The sequence below is a fragment of the Shinella zoogloeoides genome (assembly GCF_033705735.1).
GTDB lineage: Bacteria > Pseudomonadota > Alphaproteobacteria > Rhizobiales > Rhizobiaceae > Shinella > Shinella zoogloeoides_A.
Genome location: NZ_CP131130.1, coordinates 202,307 through 223,520 on the forward strand (window position 1 = coordinate 202,307; position 21,214 = coordinate 223,520).

The 21,214-nt window shown below is 66.6% G+C and carries 20 protein-coding genes and 1 other RNA gene; 16 read left to right on the top strand and 5 right to left on the bottom strand.

Annotated elements, in window-relative coordinates; translation table 11 throughout:
* Window positions 1–22: 22 nt before the first annotated feature.
* The gene (locus ShzoTeo12_RS00965) at window positions 23–769 is read right to left on the bottom strand and encodes a c-type cytochrome (RefSeq protein WP_119257613.1); all 747 of its coding nucleotides are present in this window, start codon (window positions 767–769) and stop codon (window positions 23–25) included.
* A gap of 152 nt (window positions 770–921) precedes the next feature.
* On the opposite strand from ShzoTeo12_RS00965, the gene ShzoTeo12_RS00970 reads away from it, so the two are divergent.
* The 3 genes from ShzoTeo12_RS00970 to ShzoTeo12_RS00980 all read left to right on the top strand — a co-directional run bounded on the left by ShzoTeo12_RS00970 (window position 922) and on the right by ShzoTeo12_RS00980 (window position 2,863).
* Window positions 922–1,677 (top strand): 3-deoxy-manno-octulosonate cytidylyltransferase, encoded by a 756-nt coding sequence (locus ShzoTeo12_RS00970; protein WP_318910872.1) that lies wholly within the window; start codon window positions 922–924, stop codon window positions 1,675–1,677.
* Between the two features lie 14 nt (window positions 1,678–1,691).
* Window positions 1,692–2,543 (top strand): prephenate dehydratase, encoded by an 852-nt coding sequence (locus ShzoTeo12_RS00975; protein ID WP_119257615.1) that lies wholly within the window; start codon window positions 1,692–1,694, stop codon window positions 2,541–2,543.
* Window positions 2,544–2,626: 83 nt separating this feature from the next.
* Window positions 2,627–2,863: a hypothetical protein gene (locus ShzoTeo12_RS00980; protein WP_318910874.1), complete on the top strand. Its 237-nt coding sequence runs from the start codon at window positions 2,627–2,629 to the stop codon at window positions 2,861–2,863.
* On the opposite strand, the gene nudC is transcribed toward ShzoTeo12_RS00980, so the two are convergent.
* Window positions 2,864–3,838 carry an NAD(+) diphosphatase gene (gene nudC / locus ShzoTeo12_RS00985; RefSeq protein WP_318910876.1) on the bottom strand — a complete coding sequence of 325 codons (975 nt, stop codon included), beginning with the start codon at window positions 3,836–3,838 and terminating at the stop codon, window positions 2,864–2,866.
* On the bottom strand, window positions 3,835–4,266 hold the full coding sequence (locus ShzoTeo12_RS00990) for an HIT family protein (RefSeq protein WP_318910879.1): 432 nt from the start codon (window positions 4,264–4,266) through the stop codon (window positions 3,835–3,837). Before ShzoTeo12_RS00990 ends, nudC begins: the two co-directional genes overlap by 4 nt.
* Before the next feature lie 138 nt (window positions 4,267–4,404).
* On the opposite strand from ShzoTeo12_RS00990, the gene ffs reads away from it, so the two are divergent.
* The 4 genes from ffs (at window position 4,405) to ShzoTeo12_RS01010 (ending at window position 7,419) form a co-directional block, all read left to right on the top strand.
* Window positions 4,405–4,502: signal recognition particle sRNA small type (gene ffs, locus ShzoTeo12_RS00995), an RNA gene on the top strand.
* A 44-nt stretch (window positions 4,503–4,546) separates the two neighbouring features.
* Window positions 4,547–6,421: a DNA polymerase III subunit gamma/tau gene (locus ShzoTeo12_RS01000; protein WP_318910881.1), complete on the top strand. Its 1,875-nt coding sequence runs from the start codon at window positions 4,547–4,549 to the stop codon at window positions 6,419–6,421.
* 28 nt (window positions 6,422–6,449) lie between these two features.
* The gene (locus ShzoTeo12_RS01005) at window positions 6,450–6,773 is read left to right on the top strand and encodes a YbaB/EbfC family nucleoid-associated protein (RefSeq protein ID WP_318910883.1); all 324 of its coding nucleotides are present in this window, start codon (window positions 6,450–6,452) and stop codon (window positions 6,771–6,773) included.
* 34 nt (window positions 6,774–6,807) lie between these two features.
* Window positions 6,808–7,419 (top strand): LysE family translocator, encoded by a 612-nt coding sequence (locus tag ShzoTeo12_RS01010; RefSeq protein WP_318910885.1) that lies wholly within the window; start codon window positions 6,808–6,810, stop codon window positions 7,417–7,419.
* On the opposite strand, the gene ShzoTeo12_RS01015 is transcribed toward ShzoTeo12_RS01010, so the two are convergent.
* Window positions 7,420–8,031 (bottom strand): MOSC domain-containing protein, encoded by a 612-nt coding sequence (locus ShzoTeo12_RS01015; RefSeq protein WP_318912337.1) that lies wholly within the window; start codon window positions 8,029–8,031, stop codon window positions 7,420–7,422.
* Window positions 8,032–8,090: 59 nt separating this feature from the next.
* Here ShzoTeo12_RS01015 and recR point away from each other — a divergent pair, with 59 nt between their 5' ends.
* Window positions 8,091–8,696, top strand: coding sequence for a recombination mediator RecR (gene recR / locus ShzoTeo12_RS01020; protein WP_203317496.1), 606 nt, complete (start codon window positions 8,091–8,093; stop codon window positions 8,694–8,696).
* 189 nt (window positions 8,697–8,885) lie between these two features.
* Complete coding sequence (locus ShzoTeo12_RS01025; RefSeq protein ID WP_318910890.1) at window positions 8,886–10,091, top strand: lytic murein transglycosylase; 1,206 nt, start codon at window positions 8,886–8,888, stop codon at window positions 10,089–10,091.
* Window positions 10,092–10,110: 19 nt separating this feature from the next.
* Here the strand turns inward: ShzoTeo12_RS01025 and ShzoTeo12_RS01030 are convergent, their stop codons facing one another.
* Entirely contained in the window at window positions 10,111–11,739 is a 1,629-nt protein-coding gene (locus tag ShzoTeo12_RS01030) for an MFS transporter (RefSeq protein ID WP_318912338.1), read from the bottom strand.
* Window positions 11,740–12,086: 347 nt separating this feature from the next.
* On the opposite strand from ShzoTeo12_RS01030, the gene rimP reads away from it, so the two are divergent.
* The 7 genes from rimP to ShzoTeo12_RS01065 all read left to right on the top strand — a co-directional run bounded on the left by rimP (window position 12,087) and on the right by ShzoTeo12_RS01065 (window position 21,203).
* On the top strand, window positions 12,087–12,701 hold the full coding sequence (gene rimP / locus ShzoTeo12_RS01035) for a ribosome maturation factor RimP (protein ID WP_318910892.1): 615 nt from the start codon (window positions 12,087–12,089) through the stop codon (window positions 12,699–12,701).
* Between the two features lie 115 nt (window positions 12,702–12,816).
* Window positions 12,817–14,415, top strand: coding sequence for a transcription termination factor NusA (gene nusA, locus ShzoTeo12_RS01040; protein ID WP_119257624.1), 1,599 nt, complete (start codon window positions 12,817–12,819; stop codon window positions 14,413–14,415).
* A 75-nt stretch (window positions 14,416–14,490) separates the two neighbouring features.
* Window positions 14,491–15,144, top strand: coding sequence for an RNA-binding protein (locus tag ShzoTeo12_RS01045; protein ID WP_119257625.1), 654 nt, complete (start codon window positions 14,491–14,493; stop codon window positions 15,142–15,144).
* Window positions 15,145–15,247: 103 nt separating this feature from the next.
* Window positions 15,248–17,902 carry a translation initiation factor IF-2 gene (gene infB, locus ShzoTeo12_RS01050; RefSeq protein WP_318910894.1) on the top strand — a complete coding sequence of 885 codons (2,655 nt, stop codon included), beginning with the start codon at window positions 15,248–15,250 and terminating at the stop codon, window positions 17,900–17,902.
* Window positions 17,903–17,974: 72 nt separating this feature from the next.
* Entirely contained in the window at window positions 17,975–18,385 is a 411-nt protein-coding gene (gene rbfA / locus ShzoTeo12_RS01055) for a 30S ribosome-binding factor RbfA (RefSeq protein ID WP_119257772.1), read from the top strand.
* 12 nt (window positions 18,386–18,397) lie between these two features.
* Window positions 18,398–19,330: a tRNA pseudouridine(55) synthase TruB gene (gene truB, locus ShzoTeo12_RS01060; protein WP_318910895.1), complete on the top strand. Its 933-nt coding sequence runs from the start codon at window positions 18,398–18,400 to the stop codon at window positions 19,328–19,330.
* 151 nt (window positions 19,331–19,481) lie between these two features.
* Entirely contained in the window at window positions 19,482–21,203 is a 1,722-nt protein-coding gene (locus ShzoTeo12_RS01065; protein ID WP_119257773.1) for a sensor histidine kinase, read from the top strand.
* Window positions 21,204–21,214 lie beyond the last annotated feature (11 nt).

Here is a 21,214-nt window from a genome sequence, read left to right on the forward strand (position 1 = left end):
AAATCCGTGGCTGGCGCTCTTTTTACTGAGCGGCCGGCTGTTCCGTCGTGGTGCCCTGCGTCGCGCCGCCCTCGGCTGGAGCTGCGCCCTCGGTCGTGGTTGCCGCGCCGCCTTCGGCCGGGGTCGCCGCGCCGTCCTGCGTTGCCGCAGCGCCGCCTTCGGTGGCCGCGCCGCCCTCAGCGGGGGCTGCGCCTTCCGTCGCGGCAGCGCCTTCGCTCGAAGCGGTCGGCAGCGGCGCGGGATTGTCGGAGAGCGTGCGCAGGTAGGCGATCAGGTTGGCACGCTCGTCGTCCTTCTTGAGGCCGGCGAAGCCCATGGCGGTGCCCGGAACGTGCTTCTTCGGTGCTTCGAGGAAGAAGTTCAGGTGGTCGAAGTCCCAGACGACCTTGTGGCCTTCGGAGAAGGTGGTCATGCCTGCGGAATAGCTGAAGCCCTCATGCGAGGCGATCGGGCGGTTGACGACGTCCCAGAGGTTGGGGCCGACCTTGTTCGGTCCGCCCTTCTCCCCGGTGTGACAGCTCGCACACTTCTTGAAGACGGTTTCGCCTGCGCCCGCGTCGGCGCTGGCGAGCAGGGTCGCGATCGGAACGGCCTTCGCGGCTTCTTCGCCGCCCGCTGCCTCGCCGCCCGTTTCCTCGGCCACGATCGCGAAGCCTTCCTTCTCGGGAGCGCCCGAATGGAAAATGCCTTCAGAAGCGATCGACACGGACATCAGTACGAAGACGGTGCCCAGAAGGGCACCCACGCCCATGTTCACATAAGAGTTCATCCAAACGCTCCCCTAGCAACCGGCGGACCTGACACCGGCCAGTCTTGAAATCGCGCGGAACCTATGTCTTTTGCTGCTTCGTTGCAACAGTGATTGTAGCCCCCGCACTGAGACTTATTGACACTTTTCCAGGGGGTTTTGAAGGGCCTGAGATGAATCGCGCCAATTTTGACAAGAGCCTCGTCCTCATTCCCGCGCGCATGGCCTCGACCCGGCTTCCCGGCAAGCCGCTCGCCGACATTGCGGGCCTGCCGATGATCGTGCAGGTTGCGCGCCGGGCCGCCGCGGCCGATGTCGGCCGTGTCGTCGTCGCCGTCGATCACCAGGACATCTTCGACGCCGTCGTCGCGGCGGGCTTTGCCGCGGTGATGACCCGGGTCGACCACCAGTCCGGCTCCGACCGCATCCACGAGGCGCTGACCAAGAGTGACCCGGAAGGCCGCGCCGAGTTCGTCATCAACGTCCAGGGCGACCTGCCGACCATCGACCCGGAAACCATCCGCGCCGCCCTGCGCCCGCTGGAGAACGCCGCGACCGATATCGCGACGCTGACGACCGAGATCAGCGACGAGCACGAGAAGACCAATCCCAACGTGGTCAAGATCGTCGGCTCGCCTGTCGGCGAAAGCCGCCTGCGCGCCCTCTATTTCACGCGCGCGACCGCGCCCTACGGCAACGGCCCGCTCTACCACCACATCGGCCTTTATGCCTATCGCCGCAAGGCGCTGGAGACCTTCGTGACGCTGCCGCCCTCGACGCTGGAAAGGCGGGAATCGCTGGAGCAGCTTCGGGCGCTGGAGGCCGGCATGCGCATCGACGCGGAGATCGTTGACACCGTTCCGCTCGGTGTCGATACTCCCGCGGACCTCGAAAAGGCCCGCGCGATGCTCGCCGCCCATCCCATCTGACACGGATACCTGCCATGATCACGAAGACCAACAAGATCGCCTTCCAGGGCGAGTTCGGCGCGAATTCCGACATGGCGAGCCGCGACATGTTCCCGAACATGGAGCCGCTGCCCTGCCAGACCTTCGAGGATGCGTTCCTTGCCGTCGAGAACGGCGATGCCGATCTCGGCATGATCCCGATCGAGAACACGATTGCCGGCCGCGTCGCCGACATCCATCATCTTCTGCCGGAATCGCGCCTGCACATCGTCGGCGAATATTTCATGCCGATCCGCTTCCAGCTCATGGTGCTGCCGGGCGTGACGAAGGACGAGGTCCGCACGGTCCACAGCCATATCCACGCGCTCGGCCAGTGCCGCAAGATCGTCCGCCTCAACGGCTGGAAGCCGGTGATCGCGGGCGACACGGCGGGCGCGGCCAAGCTGGTCTCGGAGACCGGCGACCGCACCATGGCGGCGCTCGCCCCGCGCCTTGCCGCCGACCTCTACGGCCTGTCGATCATCGCCGAGAATGTCGAGGACACGGAGAGCAACGTCACCCGCTTCGTCGTGCTCTCGCGCGATCCGGTGCCGGTCGTGCGCGACGGCGACGAGACCATCGTCACCACCTTCGTCTTCAACGTGCGCAACATCCCCGCCGCGCTCTACAAGGCGATGGGCGGCTTCGCCACCAACGGCATCAACATGACGAAGCTGGAAAGCTACCAGATCGGCGGCAAGTTCTACGCCACGCAGTTCTATGCCGATATCGAGGGCCATCCGGACGACCTGCCGGTGCGCCGCGCGCTGGAGGAACTGCGCTTCTTCTCGGAAAAGGTCCGCATCCTCGGCACCTATCGCGCGCATCCGATGCGCAGCGCGTTCTGAGCGATTTGCCGGGAACTTGACGATCGTCAGGCGGCGCGGAACCGCGCCGCCGCGTGGGCATTTTCCATGGAAAGGAGATGCCCATGCGTACGATCACCTATATTACCATTCTCGTATCGATGATGGTGAACGCCGTCGTCTTCGGTGCCGGCGCCATCGCCATCCTCACCGTTCCGGTCCTCAACGAGCACGCGAAATACCTGCTGCCGGCCTGGATCGTCGTCACCTTCCTCGTCAGCCCGGTCATCGCGCGCTTCATGGCGCCGAGCCTCAGGCTGCGCGAGCATCCCGGCGACCAGCCGCATCTCGGCCTGCGCTGATCAGTCGTCCCAGTCGAGCCAGTCGCGCATCAGCCGGTGCGCGATGGCGCCCTTCGGCGGCGGCGTCGTCATGCCGGGCGCGACGCCCGACAGCGCGCCGCGCGCCACCATCGCCGCCGTCTCCTCGCGGGTGAACCAGCGGCAGTCCTCCAGTTCCGTTTCGTCGCGGCGGATGTCGAAGGAGATCGCCTCGCCATAGCAGCCGATCATCAGCGAATGCGGCATCGGCCAGGGCTGCGAGGCGTGGTAGCGCACGCGGCCGACCTTGATGCCGGATTCCTCGAAGGTCTCGCGGCGCACGGTATGCTCGATCGTCTCGCCCGGCTCCAGGAAGCCGGCGAGGCAGGAATACATGCCCTCCGGGAAATGCGGCGAGCGGCCGAGCAGGCACAGGTCCCGCTCGAGATCGATGACCAGCATGATGGCGACCGGGTCGGTGCGCGGAAAGATCGTGTGGTTGCAGGCCTCGCAGACGCGGCGGTAGCCGCCGATCTCCGAGCGGGTCGGCGAACCGCACTTGCCGCAGAAGCGGTTGTTGCCGTTCCAGGTCATCAGGCTGGAGGCCTGGGCGAACTGGCCGAGCAGGTCGTCGTCGAGCATCTGCTGGCGGTAGAGCGTGCGTCCGTCGGCCGCCTTCAGCGGCTCCTGCAGCGTATCGGGATCGGCCGTGACGGGGATCGCCAGCCGCGGCTCGCCGTTCTTCAGGTAGCCGAGCAGGATGGCGTCCTCGGGCATCGGCCCAAGTTCGGCGAGCTCGTAGGGCGCAAAGAGCGGATCGATGATCTTCTCGTCGTGCTTGACGACCAGCTTGCCGCCGGCCAGCGCGAAGGCATGCACGTTCTCCGCCTTGAAAGCCTGCTCCAGGCAGTCCGGCGCGCGGTGCTCCGACTGGCGGTCGAGGCTGTTTTCCGCAAAGGCCACCATGGTGCTGGGTTCCGGATGCGGGCGGTAGAGATCGAAAAGCGATGGCTTCATGGGGTCAGTGCGTCCAGCAGCTTGGCGGCGAAAGCCTTGGTTTCCTCGGCCGAGCGCGGCTCGGCGGTGCCGTGGCCCCAGATGGGGCCGGGCCAGTTCGGGTCGCCCTCGCTGCGCGCGACGACATGCACATGGAGCTGGCGGACGATGTTGCCGAGCGCGCCGGTGTTGATCTTCGTCGCGCCGGTCACCGTCTTCAACGCCTCGGCCACGAGATTGGTCTCGAAGGTCAGCATGGTCTGGTCGAGCGGCGTCAGGTCGAAGACCTCGCTGACATCCGCGCGCTGTGGCACGAGCACCAGCCACGGCCAGCGTCTGTCCTTCATGAGGCGCAGCTCGCACAGGCCGATCCTCGTTACGAGATCGCTGTCGCGAACCAGCCGTTCGTCAGGTCGAAAATCGCTCAAGGGGTCCTCCCGAATGCTCATTGCAACGCACTACCAGCAAAAGCGTAAAGCGGATTTACGTCCGGTACAGACGATTCATGCCACGCACCCGATTTCGCTCCAACAGTTTTTTATCGCCTCCGCTTGCATTCGGATGGAATATTGCCGATATGGGGAGTGGGAGGTTGGTGGTGGACGAGCCACTCGCCAACCGGGTCAGGTCCGGAAGGAAGCAGCCCTAACGAGCCCCGGCACGGGTCATCGTGCCAGCCTCCCACCTTTCCGTCCTGTCGGGACAGACGTTCGATTAACGGCAGGGTCGATGAGCGACGCAACCTCAAATCCGTCCACCGAGAAGCCGGCCGCCTACCGGGTGCTTGCCCGCAAGTATCGCCCGAAGGACTTCTCCGACCTCATGGTCGGCCAGGAGCCGATGGTCCGCACGCTGACCAACGCCTTCGAGACCGGCCGCATCGCCCAGGCCTATATGCTGACCGGCGTGCGCGGCGTCGGCAAGACGACGACCGCCCGCATCCTCGCCCGCGCGCTGAACTACAAGACGCCGGAGATCGACAAGCCGACCATCGACCTTCGTGTGCCCGGCGAGCACTGCCAGGCGATCATGGAAGGCCGCCATGTCGACGTCATCGAGATGGATGCCGCCTCCCATACCGGCATCGACGACATCCGCGAGATCATCGAGCAGGTGCGCTACCGCCCCGTCTCGGCGCGCTATAAAGTCTATATCATCGACGAAGTGCACATGCTCTCCACGCAGGCCTTCAACGGCCTCTTGAAGACGCTGGAAGAGCCGCCGGAGCATGTGAAGTTCATCTTCGCGACGACGGAAATCCGCAAGGTTCCGATTACCGTCCTGTCGCGCTGCCAGCGTTTCGACCTGCGCCGCATCGGCGCGTCGGATCTCGTCGGCCTCTTCACCACCATCCTCGGCAAGGAAGGCGTCGAGTTCGAGCCGGACGCGCTCGCCATGGTCGCCCGCGCGGCCGAGGGCTCGGCACGCGACGGCCTGTCGCTGCTCGACCAGGCGATCGCCCATGGCGCGGGCCGCGTCGAGGTCGATGCCGTACGCTCCATGCTCGGCCTTGCCGACCGCGCCCGCATCGTCGATCTCTTCGAGCACATCGTGAAGGGCGACGCGGCGGCGGCGCTGGCCGAGTTCGCCGCACAGTACGAGGCGGGCGCCAGCCCCTCCGTGGTGCTGACGGACCTCGCCGACTTCACCCATCTCGTCACCCGCATGAAATATGTGCCCGACGCTGCCGGCGACCAGTCGCTGAGCGAGATCGAGCGCACGCGCGGCGTCGAGTTCGCCAATTCCATTGCCGTCACCGCGCTTTCGCGCATGTGGCAGATGCTGCTGAAGGGCATTCCGGAAACGGAGGCCTCCAGCCGTCCGGCGGGCGCCGCCGAAATGGTCATCATCCGCCTTGCCCACGCCGCCAACCTTCCCTCGCCGGAAGAGGCCGCGCGCCGGCTCGCCGAGCTTTCGAGCGGCGAGGGCGGCGGCAATGGCGGCCGCGCGCCGCAATCCGGCGCTTCTTCCGGCCAGCCCTCGGCGCAGGCGTCCGTTTCCGCCGTCGCGCGCCAGCCCGATGCACCGCTGCGCGCCCAGTCGAACGGCGCGACCATGCTGCGCGCCGTGCCGCAGGCCGAGCCGGCGCCCCAGCCCGTCGGCCGCACCGAGGCCGCGCCTGCCGAACAGCCGGCCGTCAAGCCGAAAGTGCCGGTCCAGTCGATCTCCGACATCGCCGATCTCTGCACGAAGAACCGCGACATCCGCCTGCGCGCCCTCGTGCGCGCCTTCGTGCGCCCCGTCAGCGTCGAGCCCGGCAAGCTGGAAATCGGCCTTGCTCAGGATGCCCCCAAGTCGCTTGTCCCCGATCTCCAGAACCGGCTTCTGGAATGGACCGGCATCCGCTGGCTGGTGATCCTTTCGCGGGAGGCCGGCGGGCCGACCCTGTCGGAAGCCGAAACCATGGCGCAGGAAGCGCGTGTCGCTGATGCCCGCCAGGACCCCGACGTCGCCGCCATCCTGCAGCGCTTCCCCGGCGCCAAGATCACCGACGTGCGCATCAAGGTGCAGGAGACGGAAGACGAGGCCGAGACCGTCGAGGCCGTGGCCGCCGCCGAATCCGCCGAGGGCGACATCCTGCCCGGCGACGATATAGAACATTGATATAGTCAGAGACGAAGAGGAGAGGCCGATGCGCGACATCATGGGCATGATGGGCAAGGTCAAGGAAATGCAGGCCAAGATGGAGAAGATGCAGGAGGAGATCGCCGCGCTCGAAGTGAGCGGCACCTCCGGCGGCGGCCTCGTCTCCGTCACGCTCGACGGCAAGGGCACGCTGAAGGGCCTGAAGATCGATCCCTCGCTCTTCAAGGAAGACGATGTCGAGATTCTCGAGGACCTGATCGTCGCCGCCCACAAGGACGCGAAGGAAAAGGCGGAAGCTCAGGCCGCCGAGAAGACCAAGGCGTTGACCGCCGGCCTGCCGATCCCGCCCGGCTTCAAACTGCCGTTCTGATCCTGTAGGTTTAGGGCTCCGAGGAGGAATACCCATGAGCCTGACGACCCTGCTTGTCTTTGCCGGCGCGCTGATGATGGCGGCCGGCTCGCCCGGCCCGAGCATCGCCGCTCTGGTCGCCCGCGTGCTGTCCCGCGGGCCGAGGGACGTGCTTCCCTTCCTCGCCGCCATGTGGGTCGGCGAGGGCGTCTGGCTCACCTGCGCCGTGCTCGGCCTTGCCGCCATCGCCGAGACCTTCCAGGCCGCCTTCGTCGCCATCAAGTGGCTCGGCGTCGCCTATCTCCTCTATCTCGCCTGGAAGATGTGGTCCGCGCCAACCGATACGGGCGAGGAGGCCTTGCCCGAGGCGCGCTCGGGCGTAAAGCTCTTCTTCGCCGGGCTGACGGTGACGCTCGGCAATCCCAAGATCATGATGTTCTATGTCGCGCTGCTGCCGGCGATCATCGATCTTGGCGCCGTCACGCTCGCCGGCTGGGCGGAACTGGTGGCGACCATGTTCGTCGTGCTCGTCGCCATCGATCTTGCCTGGGTCTTCCTCGCGTCGCGCGCCCGGCTGTTCCTGAAGAGCCCGCGCGCCGTGCGCATCGCCAACCGTGTCAGCGCCGGCACCATGGCCGGTGCCGCGGCCGCCATCGCCACCCGCTGATCAGCCGGTGAGCGCCGCGCGCAGCTTGTCGTTGATCGGCGCGGCGAGGTAGCGGAGGCGGTCCTCCTCGGCAAGGTTTCGGCCGTAGGTGCGCAGCAGTTCCGGCATGGTGACGGGCTCGCCGTCGAAGGGCGTGTAGGTCACGGCATCGCCGGCCTGGATGACGCCGTCCCTCAGGACGCGGCAATAGAAGCCCGGCCGGCCCGCCTGCATGAAGCGTTTTGCAAAGGCCGGATCGCCCATCCGGGCGGTCAGCGTGCTGCAGGGAATGCGGGTGGAGGTCACTTCGAGGAGCACGCTCTCCGTCTCGAACCGGTCGCCGACGGACACGCTGCGGCTGTCGACGCCCGAGATGACGAGGTTTTCGCCGAAGGTGCCGGGCGCGACGGTGCGGCCGAGCTCCTTCGACCACCAGTCGAGATCGACGGAGCCGAGGCCGTAGACCGCCTGTTCCGGCCCGCCATGGTGCTTGCGGTTGCAGATGGCGTCGCCGAGAAGGCCCTCGCGGTCGACGACCACGGCCGCATCGGTCGGCGTCTTGAAAATGCCGGTCTTGTAGCTTTTGCCGGGAACCGGCCGGGCAAGGCCCGTGCATACCGCGACTATCCTGATCAGCGCTGCCTCCTGCGGGGTGGATTCCGTTTCCCCTTGATATGGGCTAGATACCGGCAATGGCAAAACGAGTCACCGGCCCCGAAATCGAAAAACTCATCCAGCTTCTGGCGAAGGTGCCGGGCCTCGGGCCCCGCTCGGCGCGCCGCGCGGCGCTGCATCTCGTCAAGAAGAAGGACCAGCTTCTCGGCCCCCTCGCCGAGGCGATGGGCGAGGCGCATCGCAAGGTGCGCATCTGCTCCTGCTGCGGCAATGTCGATACCAGCGATCCCTGCACGGTCTGCACGGATGTGCGGCGCGACCAGTCGGTCATCATCGTCGTCGAGGACGTCTCCGACCTCTGGGCGCTGGAGCGCGCGGGCGCGATGAACGCGGCCTACCACGTTCTCGGCGGCACGCTCTCGCCTCTCGACGGCGTCGGGCCGGACGATCTCAACATCCGCGGCCTCGTCGACCGGGTGGCGAAAGGGGACGTGCGCGAGCTGATCATCGCCGTCAACGCGACCGTCGAGGGCCAGACGACGGCGCATTACATCACCGACCAGCTCTCCGGCCTCGACGTGAAGATCACGCGCCTCGCCCATGGCGTGCCGGTCGGCGGCGAGCTCGACTATCTCGACGAAGGCACCCTGACGGCGGCGCTGCGCGCCCGCACGGCGATCTGAGGAAGGTTTTTGACGATGCTTGGATGGCTGCGGCGTTTCACCCCCCTCTGCCCTGCCGGGCATCTCCCCCACAAGGGGGGAGATCGGCTGGGGGCGAGGCGGTGCCACGATTCAATCTCCCCCCCTGTGGGGGAGATGCCCGGCAGGGCAGAGGGGGGTATCGCAACCCGCCTCGTGCTCGCAATTGCCATGACCCTTGCCGCTCTCCCCGCCCATGCCGCCTCCAAGGCCGAGGTGGAGAAGATGTTCCGCGCCTGGATCGACAAGGACCTCTGGCCGTCCGCGCAGAAGGCCGGCGTCAGCGAGAAGACTTTCCGCGCCGCCATGCAGGGCGCGACGCTCAACTGGGACCTGCCCGATCTCGTGCCGCCCGGCTCCAGGCCGAAGAAGGAGCAGGCGCAGAGCCAGGCGGAGTTCTCCTCGCCGGGCGCCTATTTCTCCGAAAAGCGGCTACAGAGCCTCGCCGGCCGGGGAGGCAGCCTTGCCAGCACCCATGCCGCCACGCTGCGCAGGATCGAGAAGCGCTTCGGCGTGCCGGGCGAGGTCGTCCTTGCCGTTTGGGGCCGCGAATCCGGCTTCGGCAGCGCGAAGATCCCCTATTCCGCCGTGGACGTGCTGGCGACGAAGGCCTTCATGTCGACGCGCAAGGACATGTTCCGCAAGGAGCTGATCGCCGCGCTCCATATCGTCGACGGCGGCGACCGCACGGTGGACCAGCTCAAGGGCTCCTGGGCCGGCGCGCTCGGCCAGCCGCAGTTCATGCCGACGAGCTTCCTGAAATATGCCGTCGATTTCGACGGCGACGGCGTGCGCGACATCTGGGGCTCGGTGCCGGACAGCCTCGCCTCCATCGCCAACTACCTGGCGCAGAAGGGCTGGCAGGCCGGCCGCGGCTGGGGCTACGAGGTCTCCATTCCCGATGGCGTCTCCTGCGCGCAGGAGGGCCCCGACCTCGCCAAGCCGATCTCGGCCTGGGCATCGAGCGGCATCACGCGCATTTCCGGCAAGGCGTTTCCCTCGGCAGAGGCGAAGGCATCCGGCATGATGCTGGTGCCGGCGGGAACGCACGGGCCGGAATTCATCGTCACGCCGAATTTCTACGTGATCAAGGAATACAACAATTCCGACCTCTACGCCCTCTTCATCGGCAATCTCGCCGACCGCATCGCCTTCGGCAGCGGCCCGTTCCGGGGCGAATGGGGCGATGTCGGCAAGATGCTGCGCTCGGACGTGCTGGCCATGCAGAAGGCGCTCGTCGCCAAGGGCTACGATGTCGGCAAGGTCGACGGCCTGCCCGGCTACAAGACGCGCCGCTCGCTCGGCGACTGGCAGGCCAAGAGCGGCCTCGCGCCGACCTGCTACCCGGATGCCTCGCTGAAATCCCGGCTTCGCTGACGCTTGAGGCGGCTCCGCCTCAATGGATTTCCATCTGCTGCTTGAACCGCTCGTATTGATGCGGAACGATCGTCTGCCGCTCGATCATGCGGTGGACGCGCGGCGGCTCGGTGCCGCGATGCAGGAGGCTCAGCTTCTCGCCGTTGGCGGCGTCCGCATGGGTGCGGCGCTGGTTGTGGCGCACATATTCCACCCAGGTCGGCACGTGGTAGGTCTCCGTCCAGACCGTCGGGTTCTCCAGGTCGCGCATCAGCGCCCACTGGCCGGCGCCGTCGCGGATGCGGATGCGCCGCCGCTCGGTCATGGTCTCCAGGAATTCGGGGATATCCGCTTCCGCGATCTCGTAGTCGATGAGGATGACGATAGGCCCGCTGCGCGGCTTCAGGTCGAGCGGCAGGTCCGGCTCGCTGAAGCGGCCCAGAGGATCGACATTGAGGCTCTGCAGTTCCGGCAGGCCGTAGCGAAGGCCGAGCGCCGCGCCGGCGATCATGACGACCGCGGAGGCGAGAAGCGCGGCCTGCGCGCCATGCGTGTCGGCCGTCGTGCCCCAGATCCAGCTTCCGGCGGCGATGCCGCCGAAGGTCGTCGTCTGGTAGAGCGAGAGCGCGCGGGCGACGACCCAGCGCGGCGTCGAGAGCTGGACGGTCGTGTTGAACAGCGAGAGCGCCATCACCCAGGAGGCGCCGGCGATCAGGAGCACCGCGCCGGTGAGGATGGCGGACGAGCTGAGCGCGCAGACGCTCGCACTCACCGCAAAGCCCGCAAAGGCAAGGCGCGCGATGGTCTCGCTGGTCAGGCGCTCGCGCACCGCGGCATTCATCAGCGCGCCGCTGATGGCGCCGAGCCCGAAACAGCCGAGCAGCACGCCGAAGGTGAGCGGCCCGCCGGCGACGAGATCGCGGGCGATCAGCGGCAGCAGCGAGAGGATGGAGCTGGTCGCAAGGCCGAAGGCGAAGCCGCGCAGCAGCACCTTGCCGATATTGGGCGACATGGAGACGTAGCGCAGGCCCGCCGAGATGGCGCGGCCGAAATCCTCGCGCGGCAAGGCGCGCGGCGAGATGTTGGGCTTCCAGCGGAAGAGCGCATAGAGCAGGGCGAAATAGCTGAGCGCGTTGGCGGCGAAGGCCGCCGCCGCGCCTGCGGCCGCGACGATCACGCCGCCGATGGCCGGGCCGACGCTGCGGGTGATGTTGAAGCCCATGCTGTTGAGCGAGACGGCGGCCGGCAGGTCCTCGCGCGGCACCATGTCGCCGACCGAGGCCTGCCAGGCCGGGTTGTTGAGGGCGGTGCCGCAGCCGATCAGGAAGGTGAAGGCGAGAAGCAGCCAGGGCGTGATGAGGCCGTACCACGCAAAGACCGTCAGAGCGATCGAGACCGCGAACATGAAACACTGCGCCGTCAGCATCAGCCTGCGCCGGTCGAAATTGTCGGCAAGCGCCCCGGCGGCGACGGAGAAGAGCATGATCGGCAGCGAGGTGGAGGCCTGCACCAGCGCCACCATGTTGGCGGAGGAGGAGATCGAGGCCATCATCCAGGCCGCGCCGACGGACTGGATCAGCCCGCCGAAATTCGAGATCAGGCTGGCCGCCCAGATCAGCCGGAAGGTTTCGTTTCGGAAGGGGGCGAGGGGGGATGTCCGGTCCGGCACGATGGGCACTCATTCTCGACGCAGCGTTGTGTGCAATCTAGTCCATGGGACGAAAGCGGCAAGCCGGTGGCGGCGATTGTCTCGAAACTGTTCGTTTGTGGATTGGGCCGCCCCTCACCCTAGCCTTCTCCCCGCCTGTGGGGAGAAGGTGGCCGGCAGGCCGGATGAGGGGCCATCATTGGGCGCTGGTGGGGACGGACGGAATGCCGAACTTGCAATTCCGGCGAACCCGGTCTATATCACCCTCAAATTCTTGATCGTCAGATGAAGAGTGGGCCCGCGAGGACCCGCTCTTTTTTATTGCCCCGATCGAGCGCATCATAACGACTTTCCCGGGAGGGCATGTCATGACCGACACGACCCAGACAGAAATCGCCGCCGAACCGCGGCTCGTCGTCGAGACCGGCCTCGACCGGCGCGTTGCCGACATCATCGAGCCGACCATCGAGCAGATCGGCTACCGCCTCGTGCGGGTCCGGCTTTCCGCGCAGAACGGAGCGACGCTGCAGATCATGTGCGAGCGCCCGGACGGCACCATGACCGTCGAGGACTGCGAGCAGGTCTCCATGGCCGTCTCGCCGGTGCTCGACGTTGAGGATCCGATCGACAAGGCGTATCATCTGGAAGTGTCGTCGCCCGGCATCGACCGGCCGATGGTCCGCAAGTCGGACTTTTCGCGGTGGCTCGGCCACCTGCTGAAATGCGAGACGTCGATCCTCGTCGACGGGCGCAAGCGCTTCCGCGGCAAGATCGTCGCGACCGACGAGAACGGTTTCACGCTGGAACGCGACCAGCCCGCCGCCGGCGACGAGCCGACGGTCGTCATCCCCTTCGCGGCGCTTGCCGAGGGCCGGCTGATCCTGACCGACGAGCTGATCCGCGACGCGCTGGCCGCCGACAAGAAGGCGAAGGCGGCGCAGGCCGCCAACCAGAACGACGAAGACGGCGACGACGAAGAATAGTTTGTGAGTGCGTTCCGCCCTTGCGGCGGAGCGGAGAGGACGGAACCGGAGCGGCGCGCCGCCCCATAGATGCCGGCGGCAAGGCCCCGGCTCGAGACCATGGAGACCTGAGACAATGGCAGTCAGTGCGAACCGGCTTGAGCTTCTGCAGATCGCGGATGCCGTGGCCCGTGAAAAGGTCATCGACCGTGAGATCGTGCTTGCCGCGATGGCCGACGCCATCCAGAAGGCGGCCCGCTCGCGTTACGGCACGGAATCCAACATCCGCGCCGACATCAATTCCAAGACCGGCGAAATCCGCCTCCAGCGCCTGCTGGAAGTCGTCGAGCACGCCGAAGATTACTCGACCCAGATCCCGCTGGAACTGGCGCGCGACCGCAACCCGGACGCCAAGCTCGGCGATTTCATCGCCGACCCGCTGCCGCCGATGGATTTCGGCCGCATCGCCGCCCAGTCGGCCAAGCAGGTCATCGTGCAGAAGGTGCGCGAAGCCGAGCGTGACCGCCAGTACGACGAATACAAGGACCGCATCGGCGAGATCGTCAACGGCACGGTCAAGCGCGTCGAATACGGCAACGTCATCGTCGACCTCGGCCGTGGCGAAGGCATCATCCGCCGCGACGAGATGATCCCGCGCGAGAACATGCGCTACGGCGACCGCGTCCGCGCCTATGTCTACGACGTGCGCCGCGAGCAGCGCGGCCCGCAGATCTTCCTGTCGCGCACCCATCCGCAGTTCATGGTGAAGCTCTTCACCATGGAAGTGCCGGAAATCTACGACGGCATCATCCAGATCAAGTCGGTCGCCCGCGACCCCGGCTCGCGCGCCAAGATCGCCGTCATCTCGAACGACTCGTCGATCGATCCGGTCGGCGCCTGCGTCGGTATGCGCGGCTCGCGCGTCCAGGCCGTCGTCGGCGAACTGCAGGGCGAGAAGATCGACATCATTCCGTGGTCGCAGGACCCGGCCTCCTTCATCGTCAACGCCCTGCAGCCGGCGGAAGTCGCCAAGGTCGTTCTGGACGAGGATGCCGAGCGCATCGAAGTCGTCGTTCCGGACGAGCAGCTCTCGCTCGCCATCGGCCGCCGCGGCCAGAACGTGCGCCTCGCCTCGCAGCTCACCGGCTGGGATATCGACATCCTGACGGAAGCCGAAGAGTCCGAGCGCCGCCAGAAGGAATTCAACGAGCGCACCAACCTCTTCATGGAATCGCTCGACGTCGATGAGATGGTCGGTCAGGTTCTGGCTTCGGAAGGCTTTGCCGCCGTTGAAGAGCTTGCCTATGTCGATCTCGACGAAATCGCCTCCATCGACGGCTTCGACGAAGACACGGCCCAGGAAATCCAGACCCGCGCCCGCGAATATCTCGAGCGCATCGAGGCCGAGATGGATGCCAAGCGCAAGGAACTCGGCGTCGCCGATGAGCTGCGCCAGATCGACGGCATGACGGGCCAGATGCTCGTCGCCCTCGGCGAGGACGGCATCAAGACGATCGAGGACTTCGCCGGCTGCGCCGCCGACGACCTCGTCGGCTGGACCGAGCGCAAGGACGGCGAGACGAAGAAGTTCGAGGGTCTCTTCTCGAAGTTCGAGGTCTCCCGCGCCGAGGCCGAGGCCATGATCGTGCAGGCCCGCCTTGCGGCCGGCTGGATCACGGAAGAGGACCTCGCCACCGAGGAAGAGGCCGTGGAAGGCGCCGAGCAGGACGCCTGACCGGCGTCCCGCGCGGTTCGACATGCCGTTGGCCACGTTGCACAGCGGTTTGCGTTGGCAAGAGCGGAAACCTATATGGGCAAGAAGGACGACGGCGTGAACGACCGCATGTGCATCGTGACGCGCGAAAGCGGCGATGCGGATGACCTCATCCGCTTCGTCGCAGGTCCCGACGGCAGCGTCGTGCCGGACCTGAAGCGTGAACTCCCCGGACGTGGATGCTGGGTGAAAGCCGAACGGGCGATCGTCGACAAGGCGGTCGCCAGGAAGCTTTTCGCGCGCGCGTTGAGGGCGGACGCCAAGGCGGGCCCGGAGCTCGGGGCCGATGTGGACCGGCTTATCGCGGCCCAGCTCGGCGGCATGATGAACATGGCGCGCAAGGCCGGCCAGTTCATCACCGGCTCGACGAAGGTCGATCAGGCGGTGCGCTCTTTGGCCGCCCTTGCGGTGTTCCATTCGACGGACGCGGCAGAGGACGGCGTGAGAAAGATAGACCAGGCGAGGAAGGCTGCAAGCTTCCTTACCGAGGACGAAACGGAAATACCCTCCTTCAGGCTCTTCTCCGAGGGCGAATTGGAGGGCCTTTTGGGCCAGAATGCTTTTATCCATGCCGCAGCGCTTGCAGGGCAGGCGGGTGAGGGTGTAGTGAAGCGCGCAATCATGCTCGAAAAATACCGGGGCGGCGCCCGGGTGGGGGCACATGGCGGCGCTGGCCAGCCAAACCAATGACGCGGTCACCGGCTTTCGCCGGCCGCTATCGCATTGGACGAAAACAATTGAACGACAGGGTCTGGTGATACGCATCCGGCCCTGATCTTAGGAACGGAACGGAATGACCGACAACAAAGACGACAAGACGATCAGCGTGGCGGGCAAGAAGACCCTGAGCCTGAAGCCTTCCGGCGTCCAGCAGGGCACCGTGCGCCAGGACATGGGTCGTGGCCGCACGAAGGCCGTTGTGGTCGAGACCCGCAAGCGCCGCATCAACCGCCCGGAAGACGAGCGTCCCGTGACCCCGGTCGCGCCGGTGCAGCGCCAGCCCGAGCCGCAGCAGTCGCGTCCCGTGCAGCAGCCCTCGCGCCCGGCCCACCAGCCGCAGGCCGAGCAGAGCCGCCCGCGCGTCGGCGTCGTGCTGAACCAGCTTTCGCCCGATGAGGTCGAGGCCCGTCGCCGCGCGCTTGCAGAAGCGCAGATCCGCGACGCCGCCGAAGCGCGCCAGCGCGCCGAGGACGAGGCCCGCCGCAAGGTGGAAGAGGAAGCCCGTCAGAAGGCCGAGGAAGAAGCCCGCATCATCCGCGAGAAGGAAGAGGCCGAGCGCCGCGCCGCCGAGGCCGCCGCACCGGCGCCTGTCGCCGCGGAAGAGGTTGTCCCGCAGCCGGTGGCAAAGCCCGCCGCTGCCGCGGAGGCCCGCCCGCAGCCCGGCCGCACGCCGGTCCCGGCGCCTGCCGCAACCCCGCTCGCCGGCCGTGGCCGCCGTGAAGCCGATGAGGACGATGACAAGCGTCCGCGCGGTGGCGCGCCTGCCAACCGCGGCGCCGTCAAGCGCCCGGAACCGGCAAAGGTCCCGGCCCGTCCGAAGGCCGACGACGGTCGCCGCCAGGGCAAGCTGACGCTGACCACCGCGTCGAGCGACGAGGATGGCGCGCAGCGCGGTCGTTCGCTGTCGGCCATGCGCCGCCGCCAGGAGAAGTTCAAGCGCAGCCAGATGCAGGAGACCCGCGAAAAGGTCATGCGCGAAGTCATCCTTCCGGAAACCATCACCATCCAGGAACTGTCACAGCGCATGTCCGAACGCGCCGTCGACGTCATCAAGTACCTGATGAAGGAAGGTCAGATGATGAAGCCCGGCGATCTGATCGACGCCGACCTGGCTGAACTCATCGCCGGCGAATTCGGCCACACGGTCAAGCGCGTCTCGGAATCCGACGTCGAAGAAGGCATCTTCAACGTCGCCGACGAAGAAGGCGATCTGGAATCCCGTCCGCCGATCGTGACCATCATGGGCCACGTCGACCACGGCAAGACCTCGCTGCTCGACGCCATCCGCCACGCCAACGTGGTTGCCGGCGAAGCCGGTGGCATCACGCAGCATATCGGCGCCTACCAGGTCGAGCAGGATGGTCACAAGATCACCTTCATCGATACGCCCGGCCACGCCGCCTTCACCGCCATGCGTGCCCGCGGCGCGCAGGCGACCGACATCGCGATCCTCGTGGTGGCGGCCGACGACAGCGTGATGCCGCAGACGATCGAGTCCATCAACCACGCCAAGGCGGCGGGTGTTCCGATCATCGTGGCGATCAACAAGGTCGACAAGCCGACGGCGGACGTCCAGCGCGTTCGCACGCAGCTCCTCCAGCACGAGGTCTTCGTCGAATCCATGGGCGGCGAGACGCTCGACGTGGAAGTGTCGGCTAAGAACGGCACGAACCTCGACAAGCTGCTCGAAGCCATCCTGCTGCAGGCCGAAATCCTCGATCTCAAGGCGAACCCGAACCGCACGGCGGAGGGCGTCGTCGTCGAAGCCCAGCTCGACCGCGGTCGTGGCTCCGTGGCGACGGTTCTCGTCCAGACGGGTACGCTCAAGCCGGGTCAGATCATCGTCGCCGGCGACCAGTGGGGCCGTGTGCGCGCGCTCGTCAACGACAAGGGCGAACACGTCAAGGACGCCGGCCCCTCCATGCCGGTCGAGGTTCTCGGTCTTTCCGGCACGCCGGCTGCGGGCGACAAGTTCGCGGTCGTCGAGAACGAAGGCCGTGCCCGCGAGATCTCCGAATACCGCCAGCGCCTCGCCCGCGAAAAGCAGGTGGCGCGCCAGACGGGTTCGCGCGGCTCGCTCGAGCAGATGATGAACCAGCTCCAGAATTCCGGCCTCAAGGAATTCCCGCTGCTCATCAAGGGCGACGTGCAGGGCTCCATCGAAGCCATTGCCGGCGCGCTCGACAAGCTCGGCACGGACGAGGTGCGGGTCCGCATCGTCCATTCCGGCGCCGGCGCCATCACCGAGTCGGACATTTCGCTCGCCGAAGCGTCCAACGCCGCCATCATCGGCTTCAACGTCCGTGCGAATGCACAGGCCCGCTCGCTTGCCGAGCGCCAGGGCATCGAAATCCGCTACTACAACATCATCTACGACCTGGTGGATGACGTGAAGGCGGCGATGTCGGGTCTCCTGTCGCCGGAGCGCCGCGAAACCTTCCTCGGCTATGCCGAGATCCTCGAGGTGTTCAACATCACGAAGATCGGCAAGGTCGCGGGTTGCCGCGTCACGGAAGGCAAGGTCGAGCGTGGTTCGGGCGTCCGCCTCGTGCGCGACAACGTCGTCATCCACGAAGGCAAGCTCAAGACGCTCAAGCGCTTCAAGGACGAGGTCTCGGAAGTCAATGTCGGCCAGGAATGCGGCATGGCCTTCGAGAACTACGAAGACATCCGCGTCGGCGACCAGATCGAATGCTTCCGCGTGGAGCACGTCACGCGCACGCTGTAAGCTGCCGGCGATCAGATCATCATGCGGGCGCCGGACATTTTCGGCGCTCGCATTTTTTTGAAGGTGACCACCATGACCAGAGCAACATCCTCGGCGCCGTCGCAACGCATGCTGCGCGTGGGCGAACAGGTGCGCGCGGCGATCACCCAGGTGCTCCAGCGCGGCGAAGTGCGCGATCCGCTGTTGGAGAAGACCGTGATCTCCATCTCGGAAGTGCGCATGTCGCCCGACCTGAAGCACGCGACCGCTTATGTCACGCCGCTCGGCGTGAAGGACCACGAGGCGGTGATCGAGGCGCTCAACCGCAATGCGAAGTTCATCCGCGGCCGTCTCGGCCCGCAGCTTCGCCAGATGAAGTATATGCCGGACGTGCGCTTCCGCGACGATACCAGCTTCGACAACTACAAGAAGATCGACGACCTCCTGCGCTCGCCGGAAGTCGCTCGCGATCTTGACGCCGAAGACGGCGACGACGATCAATAATCCAGGATACAGATGTCCAGACCCCGCAAACCCAAGGGCCGGCCGGTTTCCGGCTGGCTGATCCTCGACAAGCCGTTCGACTTCGGCTCGACCGAGGCCGTCTCCAAGATCAAGTGGCTGTTCAAGGCGCAGAAGGCCGGCCATGCCGGCACGCTCGATCCGCTCGCCTCCGGCATGCTGCCGATCGCGCTGGGCGACGCCACCAAGACCGTTCCCTATGTCATGGACGGCCGCAAGATCTACGAATTCACGGTGACCTGGGGCGAGGAGCGCACGACGGACGACCTCGAGGGCGAGGTGACGCAGACATCCGGCAAGCGCCCGACCGCCGACGAGATCACCGCGATCCTCGGCGACTATACCGGCGTCATCCGGCAGGTTCCCCCGCAGTTCTCCGCCATCAAGATCGACGGCGAGCGCGCCTATGACCTCGCCCGCGAAGGCGAGACGGTCGAGATCCCCTCGCGCGAGGTGGAAATCCATCGCCTGACATTGGTGGGCTCGGACGAAAATACGGCCGCCTTCGAGGTCGAATGCGGCAAGGGCACCTATGTGCGCGCGCTCGCCCGTGACTTCGGCCGCCAGCTCGGCTGCTACGGCCATATCTCGGCGCTACGCCGCACCTTCGTCGCCCCCTTCGGCGAGGATGACATGGTGCCGCTCGCGGACCTGACGGCGCTGGAGAAGATCGAGGACGACGCAGAACGGCTTGCGGCGCTCGACGCCTTCCTCATCGATACCGGCGAGGCCCTGTCGAGCCTGCCGCAGATCGTCGTCAACGATGACCAGGCGCACCGCCTGCGCATGGGCAACCCGATCATCGTCCGCGGCCGCGATGCGCCCGTTTCGGCGGACGAGGCCTATGCCACGGCGCGCGGAAAGCTGATCGCCATCGGCGAGATCGGCGGCGGCGAGTTCCGTCCCAAGCGGGTTTTCGCAGGCTAATAATAAGGGGGCGGAACGAAACGCCTCCGACTTGATTTCACCACAAGCTATTGGCTTTATGGGCCGGCGAGGTCCGTTCTAGGACGGGCGCGGCGGCGCTTGGCCGGCGGGCCGGCTCGCAGGCGAGGGGTGAAGGGGCTGGCCGTTGACGATGACGCCGAACGACCGAACGGTATCCGCCGGAAATGTGGAGAGCGGCGCTGGCGAGGCCCGCAGGCGCATGCATCATCCGGTCGCCTTCTATCTCGTCTGCCTCATCCTCGTCGCCGTCATTCCGGCCTTCCTGTTCTCGATCATCGTCCTCAAGCGCACCAACGAGGCGCAGGAGCGCATCTTCGAATCGCTGCTGCGCACCTCGACGAGCGCCGTGAACCGCGCCGTTGAGCGCGAGATCTCCGGCATGTTCTCGACGCTGAATTTTCTCTCGACGTCGGACAGCCTGCAGAAGGGCGACTACGCCGCCCTGCACAGGCAGGCGAGCAAGGCGCTCGAAGGCACCGACATCTATTTCATCCTCATCGACCCGACGATGCACCAGATCCTCAACACGCGCGTGCCCTACGGCACGGCGCTGAGTGCGGCGTCGGAACCGGTTTCGGCGGGGCTCGCGCTGTCGCGCGGCGAGCGCATGGTCTCCGACCTCTTCTTCGGCAAGACCGCCCAGCAATGGGTCTTCAACGTCTACCAGCCGATGCGCCTTCACAACGGCCAGCAGGTGCTGCTGACGCTGACCAAGAATGCCGAAGCGCTGCGGCGCGCGGTCAATCCGGATATCCTTTCGCCCGGCTGGAATGCGGCGGTGCTCGATACCGAGGGCAAGGTCATCGTCTCGACGGACGAGAAGCAGAAGGCGGGTCAGCCGTTCTTCCTGCGTGTCGTGCCCTCGCTTCGCCTCGGCGTCAGCACGATGCGCCAGGACGATGTCAACTACCAGGTCGTCACCGAATTCTCCTCGCTGGCCGGCTGGCGGATGATCGCCTGGGCGAAATCCTCCGATGTGCAGGCACCCGCGGTCTCCTCCTTCCTCTGGCTTACCATCGGCGGGGCGGTCTTCGCGGCGCTGGCGGCGGCGGGCGCCGTCGGCATCGCGCGCGTCCTTTCGCGCGACGTGCGGCTGCTGGCGCATGACGCGCGCCGGCTTGGCCGCGGCGAGCGCGTCGCCTCGCGCCGCTATGCGATCTCCGAGCTGGAGACGGTCTCCCGCGCGCTCGCCGAGGCGGCCGATGCCCGCGTGAAGTCGGAAAACGAGGTGCGCTTCCTGATGCGCGAGGTCGCCCACCGCTCGAAGAACCAGCTCACCGTCATCCAGGCCATGCTGAACCAGTCGGTGGCAGGCGCGGAGAATGCCGGCGACTTCGCCGAGACCTTCCGCCGGCGCGTCTCGGGCCTTGCCCGCTCGACAGACCTGATGATCGCCAATGCGACGCAGGGCGTGAACCTCGCCGAACTGGCCCGCAACCAGCTCAAGCCCTTCACGCCCGACGATACGAGCCGTGTGCGCATCGCCGGCCCCGCCGTGCTGCTCGATCCGCAGGCCTCCCAGACGCTCGGCATGGCGCTGCACGAGCTGTCGACCAATGCCACCAAATACGGCGCGCTCGCCAACGACACCGGCATCGTCTCGCTGAGCTGGGTGACGGCCGGCGAGAACCTCGACCTCGTCTGGCTCGAAAGCCGCGCGACGATCGACAAGCAGGCCATAGCGGACAGCCGCAAGGGCTTCGGCAGCGTGGTTCTGGAGCGCATGCTCGGCATGGCGCTCGACGCGACGCTGGAATTCATCGTGCATGACGACGGCATCGAATGGCGGGTGACGATCCCGCTCGCCCGCCTGCGTGACGAGGAGGCTCACCAGCCGGGTTCCTCCGAATGATGAGAGCTGCT